The 973-nt window shown below is 32.7% G+C and carries 1 protein-coding gene; it reads right to left on the reverse strand.

The features are described 5' to 3' along the window. Window positions 1-13: 13 nt before the first annotated feature. A complete protein-coding gene (locus ACHUFA_RS10950; protein ID WP_394406099.1) occupies window positions 14-892 on the reverse strand; it encodes a site-specific integrase in 879 nt (292 codons plus the stop codon). Window positions 893-973 lie beyond the last annotated feature (81 nt).

The raw sequence follows: 973 nt of genomic DNA on the forward strand, positions 1-973 counted from the left end.
AAACCACCTTGATTTAATTTAAACCAGATAATGACCGCATTACAATATCAATATCTTTATTTTCTAGCTCTTGAATGATGTGTAAATATGTTTTCTGTGTAGTTGTCATACTTGCATGCCCCAACCTTCGCGCAACACTTGCAATTGAAACCCCTGCAAAAAGCAACAATGAGGCATGGGTATGACGTAATCCATGGATAGTAATCTCCGCAATTTCTGCTTTTTTACATGCTCTTGATAAAGTTGCATTCACGGTAGAGTTGTAGACCTTTTGCCCTTCTCTGACAAAAATCGTTTTATCACTGGATAACTCTCTTGTTAATTCTGAAAATTGAATAACTGTTTTCCAATCTAATTGTATTTTTCGAACCGAAGATTTATTCTTTGTAGGTAAAAAACCTCCATTTCCCTTGTAATCCCAAGTCTTATTAATGGATAAAGTTTGATTTGAAAAGTCAAAATCATTAGGTGTAATTGCGAGTGCTTCAGAAAAACGGATGCCAGTTTTGGCAATAAGTAAAATAAGCCAATTCCAATTAATATCTTCAGTTAACTTTAGCTGTTTTAATAAAGATTGCAATTCAAACTGATTCAAATACTTTTTCTTTTTAACTCTGGGCGTTTTCCCTTTTATAATTGCTTTACGAGTTGGGTCTCTGTCGATTAAGCCTTCATCTACAGCATCTAAAATTGCTCCTTTTAATTGATGATGAAAATCCATTGTCGTTTGTCTTTCGTGTTCTTTTGCATAGTCATTTAATAATTTTTGATAACTAATTCTCGATAGTTCATTAAGTGTTAAATTAGGAATTAATTTAACCAACCATTGATGTGACATGCGATATTTGCTCAATGTAACATCTCTGACAGCACCCTCTTTATAGATTGCCACCTATTGTTTATAATATTTATGAAATTTCACTTCTTTATCTAGTTTCATTTTACCTCCTTTCCTCCCTTTATATATTCGATA

Origin of the sequence: Streptococcus hepaticus, assembly GCF_043656315.1 — a bacterium.
Lineage (GTDB): Bacteria > Bacillota > Bacilli > Lactobacillales > Streptococcaceae > Streptococcus > Streptococcus hepaticus.